Below are 13,361 nucleotides of genomic sequence, written 5' to 3' on the forward strand. Positions count from 1 at the left end.
AGTTCATTTTCCATCGTTTTCTTGCCGAGCAGGCGCTGGAGTTCTTTAATCTGCTTCATGGCGGCAGCAAGTTCAGAGGCAGGAACAACCTGTTCTCCGGCGGCCACAGCAGTAAGACTTCCTTCCTGGTATTGCTTACGCCAGAGAAATAACTGGCTGGCTGCTACACCATGTTGCCGGGCAACGAGGGAGACCGTCATCCCCGGTTCAAAGCTCTGCTGAACAATTGCGATCTTTTCCTGTGTGGTACGCCGTCTGCGTTTCTCCGGCCCTAAGACATCAATCATCTGTACTCCAATGACTAGTCTAAAAACTAGTATTAAGACTATCACTTATTTAAGTGATACTGGTTGTCTGGAGATTCAGGGGGCCAGTCTAGACTCACAACCGACCAGGTTGTCTCTGTTAACACCCGATTCACACAGATAAAAAGCAGCACCGTATATTCTGCTGCAACCCAAACGGGTGTTTGCCAGGGTGACACGTCTCGTTATGGACCCGTTAATATTGGTGCAAATACCACCTTTACCCTGTATGTCACCAAGCCATTTCTCGGCTCGATGACCATTCCGAAAACGGATATTGCCGTCATTAAAGGCGCGTGGGTCGATGGAATGGGAAGCCCGTCTACAGGTGACTTCCATGATTTAGTCAAGTTATCGATTCAGGGAAATCTCACCGCCCCACAGTCATGCAAAATTAATCAGGGCGATGTTATTAAGGTTAATTTTGGATTCATCAATGGTCAGAAGTTTACCACCCGTAATGCCATGCCAGACGGTTTTACTCCAGTAGACTTTGATATCACTTATGACTGTGGTGATACTTCAAAGATTAAAAACTCGTTGCAAATGCGCATCGACGGTACAACTGGGGTAGTAGACCAGTACAACCTGGTCGCCAGGCGAAGAAGTTCAGACAATGTGCCCGATGTCGGTATTCGTATTGAAAATCTCGGCGGCGGAGTTGCAAATATTCCTTTTCAGAACGGTATCCTTCCCGTTGATCCTTCCGGGCATGGCACCGTCAATATGCGCGCCTAGCCAGTTAATCTGGTCGGTGGTGAGCTGGAAACAGGAAAATTTCAGGGCACAGCCACCATTACCGTCATGGTGCGGTAAAAGAAGACGTTGCGTTTTGATTAACGCAACGCTTCGGCACTGTTACCCCTGCTGCTCCAGCGCATACTTATACAGCGCATTTTTCTTCACGCCATGAATTTCTGCGACCAGCGCCGCCGCTTTTTTCAGCGGCAGTTCTGCCTGTAGCAGCGCCAGCGTGCGCAGGGCATCGGCGGGTAAGTCTTCTTCCTGTGCTTTATGACCTTCGACAATCAGCACCATTTCGCCTTTGCGACGGTTTTCATCTTCCTTTACCCACGCCAGCAGTTCGCCAACGGGCGCGCCGTGAATGGTTTCCCAGGTTTTGGTCAGCTCACGCGCCAGAACCACGTAGCGGGATTCGCCTAATACCGCAACGATATCTTCCAGGCTATCTAACAGACGGTGGGTGGATTCATAAAAAATCAGCGTGCGCGGCTCCGCTTCAATGGCTTTTAGCGCATCACGGCGGCCTTTTGATTTGGCAGGTAAAAAGCCTTCGTAACAGAAACGGTCAGAGGGTAAACCCGCGGCGCTTAACGCAGTGATAGCAGCACACGGCCCGGGTAGCGGCACCACGCGAATCCCCGCTTCACGGCAGGTACGCACCAGATGGTAGCCAGGATCGTTAATTAGCGGCGTTCCGGCATCGGAAACCAGCGCAATGTTTTGCCCCTCTTGCAGCTTCGCCAGCAGCGTTTCGGCTTTTTGTTGTTCGTTATGGTCGTGCAGCGCAAACAACCGGGCATTAATCCCAAAATGTTGCAGCAATAAACCGGTGTGACGAGTATCCTCGGCGGCAATCAGATCAACGGCCTGTAATACCTCTAACGCACGCTGGGTGATATCCGCCAGATTGCCGATTGGCGTCGGTACAATGTAAAGCTGGCCCTGAGAATTATCCGCCGATTGGTGTTGTTTCATTGTGTCGTCCGTATTGCCGATTTAATATTGAGCATTGCGTAAAAAAATATCACTGGATACATTATGGTACCCTCAACATTTTCTCGTTTGAAAGCCGCGCGTTGTCTGCCTGTTGTTCTGGCAGCCCTGATTTTCGCCGGTTGTGGCACCCATACTCTCGATCAGTCCACTGCTTATATGCAGGGCACGGCGCAGGCTGATTCTGCCTTTTATCTTCAGCAGATGCAGCAAAGCTCTGATGATACCAGGATCAACTGGCAATTACTCGCCATTCGTGCACTGGTGAAAGAAGGTAAAACCAGGCAGGCGGTTGAGTTGTTTAACCAACTACCGCAAGAACTGAACGATTCTCAGCGTCGCGAGAAAACACTGCTGGCGGTAGAGATTAAACTGGCGCAGAAAGATTTTGCTGGCGCGCAAAACTTGCTGGCGAAAATCACACCTGCCGATTTAGAACAAAACCAGCAAGCGCGTTACTGGCAGGCAAAAATCGATGCCAGCCAGGGGCGTCCTTCCATTGATTTACTGCGCGCGTTAATTGCTCAGGAACCGCTGCTCGGCGCGAAAGAAAAAAAGCAGAATATTGATGCCACCTGGCAGGCGCTCTCCTCCATGACTCAGGAACAGGCGAATACGCTGGTGATCAACGCCGACGAAAATATTCTGCAAGGCTGGCTGGATCTGCAGCGCGTCTGGTTTGATAACCGTAACGATCCCGATATGATGAAAGCCGGGATCGCCGACTGGCAGAAACGTTATCCGAACAATCCGGGCGCGAAAATGCTGCCAACGCAGTTGGTTAACGTAAAAGCGTTTAAACCAGCCTCGACCAACAAAATCGCCCTGCTGTTGCCGCTGAATGGCCAGGCAGCGGTATTTGGTCGCACTATTCAGCAAGGCTTTGAAGCTGCGAAAAATATCGGCACTCAGCCAGTGGCGGCTCAGGTAGCTGCCGCACCTGCCGCAGACGTAGCAGAACAACCTCAGCCGCAAACTGCGGATGGCGTTGCCAGCCCGGCACAAGCCTCGGTTAGCGATCTGACCGGTGATCAGCCTGCGGCCCAGCCGGTGCCTGTAAGCGCCCCGGCGACAAGCACCGCAGCGGTAAGCGCACCCGCAAATCCATCCGCAGAGCTGAAAATCTACGATACCTCATCACAACCACTTAGCCAGATCTTAAGCCAGGTTCAGCAGGATGGCGCGAGTATTGTGGTTGGTCCGTTGCTGAAAAATAACGTTGAAGAGTTGCTTAAGAGCAACACCCCGCTGAACGTGCTGGCACTGAACCAGCCGGAGAATATCGAAAACCGCGTCAATATTTGTTACTTCGCGCTTTCACCGGAAGACGAAGCGCGCGATGCAGCGCGTCATATTCGTGACCAGGGTAAACAAGCGCCGCTGGTGCTGATCCCACGCAGTTCATTGGGCGATCGCGTAGCCAATGCGTTTGCGCAGGAGTGGCAGAAACTGGGCGGCGGCACCGTTCTGCAACAAAAATTTGGTTCCACCAGCGAATTACGCGCGGGTGTTAACGGCGGTTCTGGTATCGCTTTAACGGGTACCCCGATTACTCCCAGAGCGACAACCGACTCCGGCATGACGACCAACAATCCAACGCTGCAAACCACGCCAACCGATGACCAGTTCACCAATAATGGCGGTCGTGTCGATGCGGTGTACATTGTGGCAACGCCGGGTGAAATCGCTTTTATCAAACCGATGATCGCCATGCGTAACGGTAGCCAGAGCGGTGCAATGCTGTACGCCAGCTCCCGCAGCGCACAAGGCACCGCAGGCCCGGATTTCCGTCTGGAGATGGAAGGTTTGCAGTACAGCGAAATCCCGATGCTGGCGGGCGGTAATCTGCCGTTAATGCAGCAGGCACTCAGCGCGGTGAATAACGATTATTCACTGGCTCGCATGTATGCGATGGGCGTCGATGCCTGGTCGCTGGCAAATCATTTCTCACAAATGCGCCAGGTTCAGGGTTTTGAAATCAACGGTAATACCGGAAGCCTGACGGCAAACCCGGATTGCGTGATTAACAGGAAGTTATCATGGCTACAGTACCAACAAGGTCAGGTAGTCCCCGCCAGTTAACCACCAAACAGACCGGCGATGCGTGGGAAGTACAAGCGCGTCGCTGGCTGGAAGGCAAAGGACTGCGATTTGTCGCCGCTAACGTGAACGAGCGTGGCGGTGAGATCGATCTGATAATGCGTGAAGGCTGGACCACCGTTTTTGTCGAGGTGCGTTACCGCCGCTCTGCGCTTTATGGCGGCGCGGCAGCCAGTGTGACCCGCAGCAAACAACACAAATTATTACAGACTGCCCGCTTGTGGCTCGCGCGTCATAATGGGAGTTTTGATACTGTGGATTGCCGGTTCGATGTGGTAGCCTTCACCGGGAATGAGGTTGAGTGGATTAAGGATGCCTTTAATGACCACTCATAATTAAGGTTTAAGGATTAGCGTGCAAGAAAGAATTAAAGCTTGCTTCACTGAAAGCATTCAAACTCAAATTGCGGCGGCAGAGGCGCTTCCGGATGCCATCTCCCGTGCAGCCATGACGCTGGTTCAGTCTCTGCTCAATGGCAACAAAATCCTCTGTTGTGGTAATGGAACTTCCGCTGCCAATGCACAGCATTTTGCTGCCAGCATGATCAACCGTTTCGAAACGGAGCGGCCCAGCTTACCTGCCATTGCACTAAATACTGATAATGTTGTCTTAACGGCGATTGCCAACGATCGCTTACATGATGAAGTGTATGCAAAACAGGTGCGGGCGCTGGGTCATGCGGGAGATGTATTGTTAGCCATTTCCACCCGTGGCAACAGCCGCGATATTGTTAAAGCAGTTGAAGCCGCCGTTACGCGTGATATGACCATTGTGGCATTGACCGGCTATGACGGCGGCGAACTTGCAGGTTTGTTAGGGCCACAGGATGTGGAGATCCGCATTCCTTCGCATCGTAGTGCTCGCATTCAGGAAATGCATATGCTGACGGTAAATTGCCTGTGCGATCTGATCGATAACACGCTTTTCCCTCACCAGGATGATTAAGGAGAATACATGAAGGCATTATCGCCAATCGCAGTCCTTATTTCCGCGCTGCTGTTGCAAGGTTGTGTTGCCGCTGCCGTAGTGGGTACCGCTGCTGTGGGTACCAAAGCCGCAACTGACCCACGCAGTGTCGGCACCCAGGTGGACGATGGTACCCTGGAAGTGCGCGTGAACAGCGCATTGTCGAAAGACGAACAGATTAAGAAAGAAACCCGTATTAATGTCACGGCGTATCAGGGCAAAGTGCTGCTGGTTGGGCAGTCACCAAATGCTGAACTTTCGGCTCGCGCCAAACAGATTGCTATGGGCGTAGACGGTGCCAACGAAGTGTATAACGAGATTCGTCAGGGCCAGCCGATTGGTCTGGGCGAAGCATCTAACGATACGTGGATCACCACCAAAGTGCGTTCGCAGCTCTTAACCAGCGACCTGGTGAAATCGTCCAACGTGAAAGTGACCACCGAAAACGGTGAAGTGTTCCTGATGGGGCTGGTGACTGAACGTGAAGCGAAAGCGGCGGCAGATATTGCCAGCCGGGTGAGCGGCGTAAAGCGGGTAACCACAGCGTTTACGTTTATTAAATAGCAGCCCCTTGTAATGCCTGATGCGACGCTTGCCGCGTCTTATCAGGCCTACAACGATGCAAACCGTAGGTCGGATAAGGCGTTTACGCCGCATCCGACATGTTTTCCCTCAAATCAGAACAACAGCGCCAGCCCGCCGACAATCACACCAGACACTGCCACCATCGCCCCTGTCAGCCATAAGGCTTTCGCCGGGAACGCTTTGCGCAGCATAATCAGTGACGGCAAACTCACTGCCGGGAGCGTCATCAACAATGCCAGCGCCGGAGCGGTTCCCATACCTGCCAGCATCATCGTTTGTACAATCGGAATTTCTGCTGCCGTGGGAATGACAAACAAGCATCCTGCTACCGCCATCGCCACCACCCACATCAGGCTGTTATCGACAGCACCATCGGCATGGGGGAATAACCAGACGCGTGCGGCACCCAACACCAGTACTGCAAGGATGTAAACCGGGATCGTACTCCAGAAAAGTGTCCATAGCGCCCTGCCCCAGCGGCTAAAAAAACCGCTCTGTGCTTCCGGTATGTCAATTTCGACCGGTGCCTGCGTTTGCGGTGTTTCACGCACCCATTTTTGCACCAGCGTCGCAATCAGCAACACCATCACCAGCCCGGCCACCAGACGAATCGCCGCAAAACCCCAGCCGAGGACAAACCCCATAAACACCAGCGTCGCCGGGTTTAACACCGGATTGCCCATCCAGAATGCCAGCGCACCGCCCATCGATACCTGTTGGCGACGCATCCCCGCCGCGACCGGAGCCGCACAGCAGGTACACATCATGCCCGGCAGCGAAAACAGCGTTCCCAGCAGCGTGCCGCGAAAGCGCGATTGCCCAAGCGTACGCAACAACCAGTCACGCGGGATTCAGCACCTGAATCAACGAACCGAGGATCACCCCCAGCACCGCCGCTTTCCATACTGCGAGGAAATAGATCATCGCGTAATCCAACGCCGCTTGCCACGGATTAGCATCCGCCTGCGCAAGGATAGATTTACCGATACTGTGGGTTTCGGCTGCAGTAAACGCTTTGCCGTAGTAATGTTGCCATTTCACATACCAGAGACCGGCAATGACAACGAGAAAGAAAAGCGCGGGTTTCCACCACTGAATGGGCGTTGCCGCCTGAGATGAAGACTGACCAGTCATAGCATTCCCTAGGAATAAGTTATGATAATTGAGCGCGTGAATATTACGCTCACTATCAATTCTTGGGAATAATTATTCAGCTCTTTTGCGTAATTCTGAAGAGCTTAAAATCGTCACGCCTTCATGCTCAGGCCGCATCGCCTCTGCCAGCATGACCCGCGCCACGTCTCTCGCATCAATGGATTTCCAGTTACCTGGTAACAAACGGAACAGCGGCGCAAAAAGCGTTTCGTTCATCCGCTGTTTGCTACGATCGCCCAGTAACATCGACGGGCGAGCAATGGTCAATTTCGGCCAGTTCTGGGCAATTAATGCTTCTTCCATCTCCCCTTTGACGCGGTTATAGAAAAACGGCGAGTGGGCATTGGCCCCCATAGCACTGACCACCAGCATATGCTGCGCGCCCAGCCGCCGCCCGGTTAATGCGGTATCCACTACCAGCGTGTAATCGGCATGAATAAACGCCTCTTTGCTCCCCGCTTCTCGCCGCGTGGTGCCGAGACAACAAAACACAATGTCGATGGGGTCGGTGACCTGCGCCAACGCGTCACTCAGTTGCGGATCATGGGGATTAAACACCCCGGGCATATCGCCCAACGGACGTCGCGTCGGCGCAGCAATGGCGTTAACTTTCGGTTCATTAATCAACATCCGCAGCAGGTGACCGCCCACCAGCCCCGTTGCGCCTGTAATCAGTACCTGACTCATCTTCGCTCCTTTACAGAATTGTCTGCCTTGCGCTCCACGGCTCATGCACCAGTCTTAATAGACCATGAGGTAATTATCCCCGATTGTGGGAAATTCGCCTCATCCAATGCAACAACGCGGAGGAAGCATGAGTAAGAAAATTGCCGTTTTAATCAGTGATGAATTTGAGGATTCAGAATTTACTTCACCCGCAGACGAGTTCCGTAAAGCCGGACACGAAGTAATTACCATTGAAAAGCAAGCGGGTAAAACGGTGAAAGGCAAAAAAGGAGAAGCCAGCGTGACCATCGATAAATCCATCGATGAAGTGACGCCAGCGGAGTTCGATGCCCTGCTGCTACCGGGCGGCCATTCACCGGATTATCTGCGTGGGGACAACCGTTTTGTCACCTTTACCCGTGATTTTGTGAATAGCGGCAAACCTGTTTTCGCCATCTGTCACGGTCCGCAGCTGCTGATCAGCGCCGATGTGATTCGGGGGCGCAAACTGACCGCAGTTAAACCGATCATTATTGATGTTAAAAATGCGGGCGCGGAATTTTACGATCAGGAAGTCGTGGTTGATAAAGATCAGCTGGTTACCAGCCGGACACCGGACGATCTGCCAGCGTTTAACCGCGAGGCGTTACGCCTGCTCGGTGCCTGAGTCGCGTAGCCAAATCATTTTTTTACCAAAGCCCAGCGTGTTGTCGGTGAATTTGATTTCATCGAGCCGGATTTCCCACACCGGGGCCGACAGCATTCTGGCAACCGGAAAGCGACGATTGTACGCCTTGCGCGCGAGGTCGCTTTCCTCACCTTCCAGCCTGCGGATCTCACCTTTAAACTGCACACCGCGAATTAACGCTACCGTTTTCGGCTGACCGTTTACCGTTCCGGCAACCGCAGCCTGCGGCCCACTCATCTGCGCGTGGCGCGTTTTTTCTTCCGTCAAAATGTAGAAGGCGACTTTCTGCGCATCAAACAGATAAAAAGCATTAGCGCACCACAGTTCCCCTTCCTGCTGCACACACCAGGTGACAACATGTTGTTTTGCCAACCAACGGCTGATGGTGATGAGTGTTTCCATTGCTGTTCTCTTTTATACTGTGGGCCTGACCTTAACATGCGACGCAGACGATGACACCCTGGTTTCTTTACTTGATCCGTACCGCCGACAATAAGCTTTATACCGGGATCACCACGGATGTCGAACGCCGCTATCAGCAGCACCAAAGCGGCAAAGGGGCGAAAGCACTGCGCGGGAAAGGAGAACTGACGCTGGCGTTTTCTGCGCCAGTGGGCGACCGTTCGCTGGCACTACGGGCGGAATATCGCGTTAAGCAACTGACCAAACGGCAAAAAGAGCGTCTGGTAGCGGAAGGCGCAGGGTTTGCAGAACTGTTGAGCAGCCTGCAAACCCCGGAGATTAAAAGCGATTGAAATGCTCGTGATACTCAACCAGACCGGTTACGCCATTCAGCGCGTCATCCGCTAAACGATGTACCTGGAAGGCGCTTTCAGTGCCCGGCCAGCGGCAACGCAGATCGTGATGCGCCGCCAGTTCAAAGCCGAAACGACTGTACAGCGCCGGATCGCCCAGCGTCACCACTGCGGCATAGCCGAACTCATTAAGCGAATCGAGTCCTTCATAGACCAGTTTGCGTGCCAGCCCCTGTCCACGGTATTTTTCATCAACCGCCAACGGTGCCATGCCGACCCATTGCAGGTCTTCGCCCTGCACATCAACCGGACTAAATGCCACATAGCCAATGACCTGACCTTCGTCATCTGTCGCCACCAGCCCCAGCGTCAGAAAGCCATCTTCACGCAGATCGTGAACCAGCTTCGCTTCCGCATCACTTTCGAATGAGCGACGCAGCAGGGCATCAATACCCGGCGCATCAATGGGAATTTCTACTCGAATTAGCATGGTTCACCTACCGATGTCTGTTTGGTTTCAGGCGCGGTTTTCATTCCCGCCTCAACAAAATCCGCCAGTTGCAGCAGCATCATGCGTAAGGCTTTCGGCATTTGCTCCAGTTCAATGGCGTCCATCAGGTTTTTCACATACAGCCCCAGCTCCGTATCGCCTTCAATCACCAGCCGACGCTGGAAGAAGAGCGTATCTGGATCTTGTTTACGCGCCGCAATCATCAGCAGATCGCTGGCGTCGGCACTAAAACTCACATCAGCTTGCGCGTTCTGGCTGACCACCAGTTTGCCATTCACCACCGAGGTAAACCATTGCAGGTCAATATCACGCACATGAATACTTAACCTGCGGCCTTCAAGAAACTCCAGCTCGCCATCATCCAGCGCCTGACGGAATTGCCAGCTTAAGACCTGCTCAAGAACCTGGCGTTTTAGCGCAAATGGCGTCAGTTTTACCGGTACACTCAACAGAGATGGCCCCAAATGCACAATACGGGAACGCAGTTTATTCAACACGAGTTTTACTCCCTGTTTCAACAATCATCCTATTTTGCCATATCAGAAAAATAACATAGCGGTATAAATCAACAATTCCATATGAAATTGCTGCTACCACCAATACAACTTTAACTGCCTTAAATCAAAAATTGTCGCAGCAAGGTTAACTAAAATCCCAGTTCGTTAACATTTTTGCGTTTTGATAGCGCAACCTTCAGGAAAAATTATGGAGCTGCTCTGCCCTGCCGGAAATCTCCCGGCGCTTAAGGCGGCCATCGAAAACGGCGCAGATGCTGTTTATATCGGGCTAAAAGATGATACCAATGCCCGTCACTTCGCCGGCCTTAACTTTACCGAGAAAAAATTGCAGGAAGCGGTGAGTTTTGTCCATCAACATCGCCGCAAACTTCACATCGCGATTAACACTTTTGCGCATCCGGACGGTTACGCCCGTTGGCAGCGCGCCGTGGATATGGCGGCGCAGCTGGGTGCCGACGCGCTGATCCTCGCCGACCTCGCCATGCTGGAATACGCCGCCGAGCGTTATCCGAATATTGAGCGCCACGTATCGGTGCAGGCTTCGGCGACCAATGAAGAGGCGATTAACTTTTATCATCGCCATTTTGACGTTGCCCGCGTGGTGCTGCCGCGCGTGTTGTCGATTCATCAGGTGAAACAGCTGGCACGGGTCACACCTGTACCACTGGAAGTGTTTGCTTTCGGCAGCCTGTGCATTATGTCGGAAGGCCGTTGCTATCTGTCGTCGTATCTGACGGGTGAGTCGCCTAACACCGTGGGCGCGTGTTCTCCGGCCCGTTTCGTGCGCTGGCAACAAACGCCGCAGGGGCTGGAATCCCGCCTGAACGAAGTGCTGATCGACCGTTATCAGGACGGCGAAAACGCAGGTTATCCGACGCTGTGTAAAGGGCGTTATCTGGTGGACGGCGAGCGCTATCACGCGCTGGAAGAACCAACCAGTCTCAATACCCTGGAACTGCTGCCGGAGTTAATGGCGGCGAATATTGCTTCGGTGAAAATTGAAGGCCGCCAGCGTAGCCCGGCGTATGTCAGCCAGGTGGCGAAAGTCTGGCGTCAGGCTATCGACCGTTGTAAGGCCGATCCGCAAAGCGCGTGGATGGAGACGCTCGGGTCGATGTCCGAAGGCACGCAGACCACCCTTGGCGCGTATCACCGTAAATGGCAGTGAGAAGAGCAATGAAATATTCCTTAGGGCCAGTGCTGTGGTACTGGCCAAAAGAGACGCTGGAAGATTTTTATCAGCAGGCCGCCACCAGCAGCGCCGACGTGATTTATCTTGGTGAAGCGGTATGCAGCAAGCGCCGGGCAACCAAAGTTGGCGACTGGCTGGAGATGGCAAAATCGCTCGCCGGAAGTGGCAAGCAGATTGTGCTCTCCACGCTGGCGCTGGTGCAGGCATCCTCTGAACTGGGCGAACTGAAACGCTATGTTGAGAACGGTGAGTTTCTGATTGAAGCCAGCGATCTCGGCGTGGTGAATATGTGCGCTGAACGCAAACTGCCGTTCGTCGCCGGGCACGCGCTGAACTGCTACAACGCGGTGACGCTGAAAATATTGCTCAAACAGGGCATGATGCGCTGGTGTATGCCGGTGGAGCTTTCCCGCGACTGGCTGGTGAATCTGCTTAATCAGTGCGATGAGCTGGGCATTCGCAACCAGTTTGAAGTGGAAGTCCTGAGCTACGGTCATCTACCGCTGGCCTACTCCGCTCGCTGCTTTACCGCGCGTTCGGAAGACCGCCCGAAAGATGAGTGTGAAACCTGCTGCATTAAGTATCCGAACGGGCGCAACGTGCTGTCGCAGGAAAACCAACAAGTGTTTGTACTCAATGGCATTCAGACCATGAGCGGCTACGTTTACAACCTCGGTAACGAGCTGACATCCATGCAGGGATTGGTTGATGTGGTCCGCCTGTCACCGCAGGGTACTGACACTTTCGCGATGCTCGACGCCTTCCGCGCTAATGAAAATGGCGCTGCGCCACTATTGTTGACGGCAAACAGCGACTGTAACGGCTACTGGCGGCGGCTGGCAGGACTGGAGCTGCAAGCCTAAGTAAATATGCTCGTCATACTTCAAGTTGCATGTGCTGCATCTGCATTCGTTCACCCCAGTCACTTACTTATGTAAGCTCCTGGAGATTCACTCTCTTGTCGCCTTCCTGCAACTCGAATTATTTAGAGCACAGCTCACTTTGTTAACAACTTTAACTACTCTTTAATGCAGTATTAAAGATTAATCGGTAACAAAGTGAGCTGTTATGACTGATAAAACCATTGCGTTTTCGCTACTCGATCTGGCCCCCATTCCCGAAGGTTCTTCAGCGCGAGAAGCATTCTCCCACTCTCTCGATCTCGCCCGTCTGGCTGAAAAGCGCGGCTATCATCGCTACTGGCTGGCAGAACACCACAATATGACTGGCATTGCCAGTGCTGCCACGTCGGTATTGATTGGCTATCTGGCGGCGAATACCACCACGCTGCATCTGGGGTCTGGCGGCGTGATGTTGCCTAACCACTCACCGTTGGTCATTGCCGAACAGTTCGGCACGCTCAATACACTCTATCCGGGGCGAATCGATTTGGGGCTGGGGCGTGCGTCAGGTAGTGACCAACGGACAATGATGGCGCTGCGTCGCCATATGAGCGGCGATATTGATAATTTCCCCCGCGATGTCGCGGAGCTGGTGGACTGGTTTGACGCCCGCGATCCCAATCCGCATGTGCGCCCGGTACCAGGCTATGGCGAGAAAATCCCCGTGTGGTTGTTAGGCTCCAGCCTTTACAGCGCGCAACTGGCGGCGCAGCTTGGTCTGCCGTTCGCGTTTGCCTCACACTTCGCGCCGGATATGTTGTTCCAGGCGCTGCATCTTTATCGCAGCAACTTCAAACCGTCGGCACGACTGGAAAAACCATACGCGATGGTGTGCATCAATATTATCGCCGCCGACAGCAACCGCGATGCCGAATTCCTGTTTACCTCAATGCAGCAAGCCTTTGTGAAGCTGCGCCGCGGCGAAACCGGGCAACTGCCGCCACCGATTCAAAATATGGATCAGTTCTGGTCGCCGTCCGAACAGTATGGTGTGCAGCAGGCGCTGAGTATGTCGTTGGTAGGTGATAAAGCGAAAGTGCGTCATGGCTTGCAGTCGATCCTGCGCGAAACCGACGCTGATGAGATTATGGTCAACGGGCAGATTTTCGACCACCAGGCGCGGCTGCATTCGTTTGAGCTGGCGATGGATGTTAAGGAAGAGTTGTTGGGATAGTGTGTCTTAACGCGGGAAGCCTTATCCGAGCTGGCAACGCTGTCCTACGTAGACCTGATAAGCGAAGCGCATCAGGCATTGTGTAGGCAGCAGAAATGTTGGATAAG

General features: G+C 53.3%; 15 protein-coding genes and 2 pseudogenes. 10 read left to right on the top strand and 7 right to left on the bottom strand.

The genetic code is table 11. From position 1 onward, the window contains the following. The coding region (locus BFF42_RS14005) for a transposase (RefSeq protein ID WP_000567737.1) at positions 1-287 on the bottom strand (287 nt) is incomplete at its 3' end. A gap of 93 nt (positions 288-380) precedes the next feature. Here BFF42_RS14005 and BFF42_RS14015 point away from each other — a divergent pair. Beyond that, positions 381-1,121, top strand: a pseudogene (locus BFF42_RS14015) (fimbrial protein); the annotation flags it as partial. A gap of 42 nt (positions 1,122-1,163) precedes the next feature. Here the strand turns inward: BFF42_RS14015 and rsmI are convergent. Continuing rightward, entirely contained in the window at positions 1,164-2,024 is an 861-nt protein-coding gene (rsmI, locus tag BFF42_RS14020) for a 16S rRNA (cytidine(1402)-2'-O)-methyltransferase (RefSeq protein WP_000809264.1), read from the bottom strand. A 63-nt stretch (positions 2,025-2,087) separates the two neighbouring features. Between rsmI and lpoA the strand changes: the two genes are divergently transcribed. The 4 genes from lpoA to dolP are packed head-to-tail and all read left to right on the top strand — an operon-like array spanning position 2,088 to position 5,672. Beyond that, positions 2,088-4,124, top strand: coding sequence for a penicillin-binding protein activator LpoA (lpoA, locus tag BFF42_RS14025; RefSeq protein ID WP_000249087.1), 2,037 nt, complete (start codon positions 2,088-2,090; stop codon positions 4,122-4,124). After that, positions 4,082-4,477 (top strand): YraN family protein, encoded by a 396-nt coding sequence (locus tag BFF42_RS14030; protein ID WP_000246860.1) that lies wholly within the window; start codon positions 4,082-4,084, stop codon positions 4,475-4,477. Before lpoA ends, BFF42_RS14030 begins: the two co-directional genes overlap by 43 nt. 19 nt (positions 4,478-4,496) lie before the next feature. Beyond that, the gene (gene diaA / locus BFF42_RS14035) at positions 4,497-5,087 is read left to right on the top strand and encodes a DnaA initiator-associating protein DiaA (RefSeq protein WP_001158034.1); all 591 of its coding nucleotides are present in this window, start codon (positions 4,497-4,499) and stop codon (positions 5,085-5,087) included. Positions 5,088-5,096: 9 nt separating this feature from the next. After that, positions 5,097-5,672: a division/outer membrane stress-associated lipid-binding lipoprotein gene (gene dolP, locus BFF42_RS14040; RefSeq protein ID WP_000646043.1), complete on the top strand. Its 576-nt coding sequence runs from the start codon at positions 5,097-5,099 to the stop codon at positions 5,670-5,672. 113 nt (positions 5,673-5,785) lie between these two features. On the opposite strand, the pseudogene BFF42_RS14045 reads toward dolP, so the two are convergent. Both BFF42_RS14045 and BFF42_RS14050 read right to left on the bottom strand, forming a co-directional pair. Beyond that, a pseudogene (locus tag BFF42_RS14045) lies at positions 5,786-6,827 on the bottom strand (permease). Positions 6,828-6,899: 72 nt separating this feature from the next. Next, entirely contained in the window at positions 6,900-7,535 is a 636-nt protein-coding gene (locus BFF42_RS14050) for an NAD(P)H-binding protein (protein WP_001351326.1), read from the bottom strand. A 127-nt stretch (positions 7,536-7,662) separates the two neighbouring features. On the opposite strand from BFF42_RS14050, the gene yhbO reads away from it, so the two are divergent. After that, a complete protein-coding gene (gene yhbO / locus BFF42_RS14055; RefSeq protein ID WP_000037593.1) occupies positions 7,663-8,181 on the top strand; it encodes a protein/nucleic acid deglycase in 519 nt (172 codons plus the stop codon). On the opposite strand, the gene BFF42_RS14060 is transcribed toward yhbO, so the two are convergent. Next, positions 8,161-8,604: a YhbP family protein gene (locus BFF42_RS14060; RefSeq protein ID WP_000449040.1), complete on the bottom strand. Its 444-nt coding sequence runs from the start codon at positions 8,602-8,604 to the stop codon at positions 8,161-8,163. The genes yhbO and BFF42_RS14060 overlap by 21 nt on opposite strands. Before the next feature lie 50 nt (positions 8,605-8,654). Here BFF42_RS14060 and yhbQ point away from each other — a divergent pair, with 50 nt between their 5' ends. Then, on the top strand, positions 8,655-8,957 hold the full coding sequence (gene yhbQ / locus BFF42_RS14065) for a DNA damage response exodeoxyribonuclease YhbQ (RefSeq protein WP_000189314.1): 303 nt from the start codon (positions 8,655-8,657) through the stop codon (positions 8,955-8,957). Here the strand turns inward: yhbQ and BFF42_RS14070 are convergent. Continuing rightward, a complete protein-coding gene (locus BFF42_RS14070) occupies positions 8,944-9,447 on the bottom strand; it encodes a GNAT family N-acetyltransferase (protein ID WP_000908547.1) in 504 nt (167 codons plus the stop codon). The two genes, yhbQ and BFF42_RS14070, sit on opposite strands and share 14 nt — an antisense overlap. Next, on the bottom strand, positions 9,441-9,965 hold the full coding sequence (gene ubiT / locus BFF42_RS14075) for a ubiquinone anaerobic biosynthesis accessory factor UbiT (RefSeq protein WP_012421604.1): 525 nt from the start codon (positions 9,963-9,965) through the stop codon (positions 9,441-9,443). The genes BFF42_RS14070 and ubiT overlap by 7 nt, the downstream gene beginning before the upstream one ends. A gap of 208 nt (positions 9,966-10,173) precedes the next feature. On the opposite strand from ubiT, the gene ubiU reads away from it, so the two are divergent. The 3 genes from ubiU (at position 10,174) to BFF42_RS14090 (ending at position 13,254) form a co-directional block, all read left to right on the top strand. Next, a complete protein-coding gene (gene ubiU, locus BFF42_RS14080; RefSeq protein WP_004986692.1) occupies positions 10,174-11,154 on the top strand; it encodes a ubiquinone anaerobic biosynthesis protein UbiU in 981 nt (326 codons plus the stop codon). Positions 11,155-11,162: 8 nt separating this feature from the next. Then, entirely contained in the window at positions 11,163-12,041 is an 879-nt protein-coding gene (locus BFF42_RS14085; protein ID WP_001343553.1) for a U32 family peptidase, read from the top strand. A 205-nt stretch (positions 12,042-12,246) separates the two neighbouring features. Further along, positions 12,247-13,254: a luciferase-like monooxygenase gene (locus BFF42_RS14090; RefSeq protein WP_000130397.1), complete on the top strand. Its 1,008-nt coding sequence runs from the start codon at positions 12,247-12,249 to the stop codon at positions 13,252-13,254. Positions 13,255-13,361: the final 107 nt, after the last annotated feature.

Origin of the sequence: Shigella sp. FC1661 (genome assembly GCF_001712525.1) — a bacterium.
Taxonomy (GTDB): Bacteria; Pseudomonadota; Gammaproteobacteria; order Enterobacterales; family Enterobacteriaceae; genus Escherichia; species Escherichia coli.

Bases quoted from the DNA above. Each gene is read 5' to 3' on its own strand.
- rsmI (WP_000809264.1), bottom strand. From the start codon at position 2,024: ATGAAACAACACCAATCGGCGGATAATTCTCAGGGCCAGCTTTACATT.
- lpoA (WP_000249087.1), top strand. From the start codon at position 2,088: ATGGTACCCTCAACATTTTCTCGTTTGAAAGCCGCGCGTTGTCTGCCT.
- BFF42_RS14030 (WP_000246860.1), top strand. From the start codon at position 4,082: ATGGCTACAGTACCAACAAGGTCAGGTAGTCCCCGCCAGTTAACCACC.
- dolP (WP_000646043.1), top strand. From the start codon at position 5,097: ATGAAGGCATTATCGCCAATCGCAGTCCTTATTTCCGCGCTGCTGTTG.
- BFF42_RS14050 (WP_001351326.1), bottom strand. From the start codon at position 7,535: ATGAGTCAGGTACTGATTACAGGCGCAACGGGGCTGGTGGGCGGTCAC.
- yhbO (WP_000037593.1), top strand. From the start codon at position 7,663: ATGAGTAAGAAAATTGCCGTTTTAATCAGTGATGAATTTGAGGATTCA.
- BFF42_RS14060 (WP_000449040.1), bottom strand. From the start codon at position 8,604: ATGGAAACACTCATCACCATCAGCCGTTGGTTGGCAAAACAACATGTT.
- yhbQ (WP_000189314.1), top strand. From the start codon at position 8,655: ATGACACCCTGGTTTCTTTACTTGATCCGTACCGCCGACAATAAGCTT.
- BFF42_RS14070 (WP_000908547.1), bottom strand. From the start codon at position 9,447: ATGCTAATTCGAGTAGAAATTCCCATTGATGCGCCGGGTATTGATGCC.
- ubiU (WP_004986692.1), top strand. From the start codon at position 10,174: ATGGAGCTGCTCTGCCCTGCCGGAAATCTCCCGGCGCTTAAGGCGGCC.
- BFF42_RS14085 (WP_001343553.1), top strand. From the start codon at position 11,163: ATGAAATATTCCTTAGGGCCAGTGCTGTGGTACTGGCCAAAAGAGACG.
- BFF42_RS14090 (WP_000130397.1), top strand. From the start codon at position 12,247: ATGACTGATAAAACCATTGCGTTTTCGCTACTCGATCTGGCCCCCATT.